This window comes from Paenibacillus forsythiae T98 (assembly GCF_000520735.1).
GTDB lineage: Bacteria > Bacillota > Bacilli > Paenibacillales > Paenibacillaceae > Paenibacillus_AQ > Paenibacillus_AQ forsythiae.
Genome location: NZ_ASSC01000114.1, coordinates 1 through 4523, shown reverse-complemented (window position 1 = coordinate 4523; position 4523 = coordinate 1). Strand labels below are relative to the sequence as shown.

Annotated in this window: 4 protein-coding genes; 1 reads left to right on the top strand and 3 read right to left on the bottom strand. The window is 50.7% G+C overall.

From position 1 onward, the window contains the following. Both L692_RS0103890 and L692_RS0103885 read right to left on the bottom strand, forming a co-directional pair. Positions 1-609 (bottom strand): MFS transporter (locus tag L692_RS0103890; protein ID WP_025697391.1); only part of this gene is annotated, 609 nt, incomplete at its 3' end. A 159-nt stretch (positions 610-768) separates the two neighbouring features. Then, positions 769-1356 (bottom strand): TetR/AcrR family transcriptional regulator, encoded by a 588-nt coding sequence (locus L692_RS0103885; protein WP_025697390.1) that lies wholly within the window; start codon positions 1354-1356, stop codon positions 769-771. A gap of 214 nt (positions 1357-1570) precedes the next feature. Between L692_RS0103885 and L692_RS0103880 the strand changes: the two genes are divergently transcribed. Then, positions 1571-2746: a YARHG domain-containing protein gene (locus L692_RS0103880; RefSeq protein WP_025697388.1), complete on the top strand. Its 1176-nt coding sequence runs from the start codon at positions 1571-1573 to the stop codon at positions 2744-2746. Positions 2747-2851: 105 nt separating this feature from the next. Here the strand turns inward: L692_RS0103880 and L692_RS0103875 are convergent. Then, positions 2852-4523: sulfite reductase subunit alpha (locus L692_RS0103875; protein ID WP_025697386.1), on the bottom strand; the 1672-nt coding region annotated here is incomplete at its 5' end.

Below are 4523 nucleotides of genomic sequence, written 5' to 3'. Positions count from 1 at the left end.
ACTCGCCCCAGCCGCATCATAATGGCGGGTGCCCGGCAGCGACTTGCTCTCTATAAGGGCCATTGGCGCCAGAATAAGGACCAGAAGAGCGATGGGCACATTGACGAAGAACGTCGATTCCCAGCCGATGTAACTGGTCAATACGCCGCCGAGCAGCAATCCAAGCGACATTCCAACGCCGCCCATAGATGCCCATACACCCAGGGCGCGGTTGCGTTCCTTGCCTTCGTCAAAATTGGACATAATCAGGGACAGAGTAGCGGGCGAGAGAAGCGCTCCGCCAAGCCCTTGAATGCCTCTGGCGATGATGAGCATCAGCTGCGAGTCCGCCAGCCCTCCGAGCAAGGAGCCCAGACCGAAGAGCGCCATGGCGATCATAAACATCCGTCTTCTGCCGAGCAGGTCCGACAATCTTCCGCCGATGAGCAGGAATCCGCCAAAGGCCAAGGAGTACGCGCTAATGACCCATTGCAGGTTGTTCGCGCTAAAGCCTAAATCCGCAGCCAGGGAAGGCAGGGCGACAAAAATAATTGTGTAATCAAGCGCAAGTATCAGCTGGGATACCGCCAGAAGCAGCAAAGCGAGTCCTTTATGTTTCGAATTGTTCATCTCCATATTCATCCTTCCTTTTATAGACCAAACGATCTGGAATTTGCAAAAAAATTAGAAGCCATTCTTCAATTTCAGTGTACCGAGTGAAATGCCCTTTTGTAGATCAATCAGTCAAAAATGTTCAAAATAATAATGAAGCATCTTCATGAAGCTTCATTATTGATCAAGCGCCGAGAGAGTGACAGCCGCTATTTGGTCCAACACCTGCGGGTTATCTGTAAGTTTAGCCGCTTGGGTTAACGCGTATCGCGCATGATACAAATACCGGGCAAGGGCGAGCAGGTCGTCATGCCGGCCGCTCAGTTCGCCTTGTTCACGGGCCCGAACCAAAGCGTCATAAAAGGCTTGCTCCAGACGTTCCATGTCATGCTTGAAAAAAGCGGCAATCTCCGGATCGTGAGGGACTTGATCGATGGCGCTGTACAAAATGAAGCATTCCTTGCGGCGCTGATCATCCTTCAGAACGGCTGCAATTTCGTGAAAAATGTCGGAAAAGGCTTGTTTCACCGAGCCGGAACGCTCCAGATAGGAGATGACAGCTCCCGATTTCTCATTGACATAATATTTGACTGCCGAGATAAAAAGATCCCTTTTGGTTCCATACGTATCATACAGACTTTGGCGGGCAATACCTAAACCGTCGAGCAAATTTTGAAGCGAGGTTCCCTCAAAGCCGTAATGCCCGAATACTTCCATAGCCTTATGCAGCACAAGAGTCGTATCGAACTCCTTGCTTCTTGCCATACGCTCCACCTCCTTTCTGATGCTATCATACATCTTTTCGGACTGTTTAGTCAAGAAAAATATTAGCTTCTGCTTTTCATGTGAGAATTTTATCGTAGATGTACTAAAGGCCGCTTTAGTAAAATAGAGAACATGCAGGATTTGGTATAAAAGTTGACCAAAAATTAAATTGATGATTGATACCAGTGTCTTTGGCTAATGGGGGAAAAATAAAGTGAATCTTCGAAAAATATTGCTTTTGTTAGGGATTGCAGCTTTACAGCTTCAAATTGTCGGCTGCGATCCCCAAAAGAAAACGCAGACAGCCGAAGCAGTGGAAACACAGGCGAAAGAAGAAATAAATAGCAAGGACATCGAGGCTGCCCAAGGGAGAGATTATCTGTTTAAGGACAGCGGCAAGGTGCTGTTAACCGAAGCGAATCTCAGTAACCTCGACGGAAGAATGCTTGAACTGGCACGGAATGAGATTTTCGCCCGGCACGGATTGGTATTCAAGCGGCAGGATCTGGATGCCTTCTTTTCGGCTAAAAGATGGTATCAACCTGATCCCAAATACGATGGAAGCCTGACGGAAGTAGAGAATAAGAATGTCACGCTGATCAAGAAATACGAGAAGTTAGGCTCGGAGAACAAGCTGGAGAAAATATGGGATGTGGATTACCATGTGCTGGAGTATCCGCCGAATAAAGATTCCTATAAAAGACAGGACGCCGATGTGGATATGAACGGCGATGGCACGGTTGACCATATCCAGATTGCTTTATTGGAAGAATGGGAAGCTTCTGGAAGATGGGCGCTCTCGGTGAATGGTGCAATAGTTGAAGTTGACCTTTCTATGAGGGATTCGAATTCGTATTTCCAAATTGTTGATGCCGATATCCAGGACAAGTATTTTGAAATCGCCCTGGAGAATTATAGCGAGGATGCCCAGCGGTGGACCGATTATTATTATTATGATGGAAATCAGCTGATTCACATGGGGAATCTGGACGGATTAACCGGAAATTCGGAAGCAATGAATGGCAACGGAAAAGTCCTCTCCTCCAAACAGTCCTATGATTTTCAATGCTGGTATTATCTTGACGAGTTCAAGTTGGACAGCAATCACATGTGGAAGCGGGTTCCCAAGGATTTTTATCCAATGGAACCGCCTACTCCATGGGTTGCAAAGGTGCGCTTTCCTATTTACAAAGCAGCTGGAGAGCAGAAGATCCTGGGGTGGGTAGAGCCGGGAGAAAAAGTGTATTTTCTGGGCGGAGACACCATGGGAAATGGAAAGCTGAAGACTGAAGATGGCATGATTGGCTGGATTCAAGTCCATGATAACAAGCTTTCCGGGACGAATGAAAGTATTGAGGATTGTTTTGACGGACTTTTATTATACGGTTAGATTTGCAGTATTTTTAAAAAAATAAATGGAGCAAAGGATATAAGCTCTTGTCCTAGACATACAGAAACTTATATCCTTCGCCGAAAATGGTCAGAACATTCATGTTTAATAGACATCCCGCTGATATCGCTTGCCCAGCGACATCTCTGTCACATATTCCTTCGCTTCATCCGTTGTCATTCCGCCATGCCGCTGTATGACGGCCCTCAGCGCGGCATCCACCTCTTTGGCCATTTGGCTGGCATCTCCGCACACATAGAAGTGGGCACCTTCCTGAAGCCAGGCCCACAGCTCCGCGCCATGCTTGATCATGCGGTGCTGGACATAGATTTTGCCGTCCTGGTCGCGGGAAAAGGCGGTGTCCAGGCGATGCAGGAAGCCTTCCTTCCGGAAGACTTCAAGCTCATCCCTGAAGTAGAAATCGCAAGCTTCCCGCTGTTCCCCGAAGATCAGCCAGTTCTTGCCCCTCGCTCCGGTTGCCTGACGCTCCTGTAAGAAGCCGCGGAATGGAGCGATGCCGGTGCCCGGCCCGACCATAATCATCGGCGCATCCGGATTGGCCGGCGGACGGAAATGAGCGTTCTTCTGAATAAAAATCGGAATTTCCGTTTCCTCCGTCGCGAGGTCGGCCAGGAAGGTGGAGCATACGCCCTTTCGCTGGTTGCCCTTGTAATCGTAACGAATGGTTGAAACCGTAATGTGAACCTCGTCCGGATTGGCCTTCGGGCTGGATGAAATGGAGTACAGGCGCGGCTGCAACGGCTTTAGGAGCTGTGTAAACTCCGCCGCGCTCATGGATACCGGAAACTCCCGCAGAACATCGACCAGCTGGCGTCCCCACAGCCAATCCTTAAGCTTCGCCTGATTTTCACTTTGAAGCAGCTCATTCAGCCGTTCGTTGTGTGCCCGGTCCCGGATAAAGCGGAGCATTTCCGGGGCAACACGGGCAATCTCGAAGTGATGGAGCAGCGCTGCGGCGATTGGCATTTCACCGTGGCCTTTTACCGTAACCGGGGCGGATGCTTCCAGGTTAACGGCGTTTACTATATTGCCGACAAGCTCGGGGCAATTGGTCGGCCATACGCCCAGAGCATCGCCTGATTCGTACCGCAGACCGGTAGTTCCGAGGTCGAAAGCATAGTGGCGCGTTTCTTTCTCGGAGTTCTCTGCATTCAGGAGCCGGTTGAACAGGATGCGCGAAGGCAGCGGGCGATTTCGGTTATAACCGCCCGGTTCCGGGATTGGGTCAGCCGCACCCGGTCTAGCAGCTTCAGACGATATGCCAGTCCCGGCCGCCGCTTGCAAGGGTTGCTCCGGGTCGCCTGCATATTCGCTCAACGCCCCTGCGGCGCTGTTCATCCACATTTCAACCTGCTCCTCGAAATCCGTGTCGCAGTGAGCGCACTCAAGGAGCCGCTGCGCGCCAAGCTCCTCCAGGCGGGCATCCAGATTCCGCCCGAATCCGCAGAACAAATCGTAATTTGAATCCCCGAAGGCGAGAACGGCGTACTGCAGGTCCGGCAACCGGGGAGCATGCTCCGCTCGCAGGGAATGGAAGAAGCGTTCTCCGTTGTCCGGAGGATCTCCCGCTCCGAAGGTGCTGGCGATGAACAGGACAAAGCGTTCCTTGGCCAGATCCGGTACGGAATATTGGTCCATACTTACGAGTTTTATATCATGACCGGATTTCTGTAATTTCTTCGCGACACCGATTGCCGCGCCTTCCGCATTACCGGTCTGCGAGGCCCAGAGAATCGTGACAGGAAGTCTACCCGCA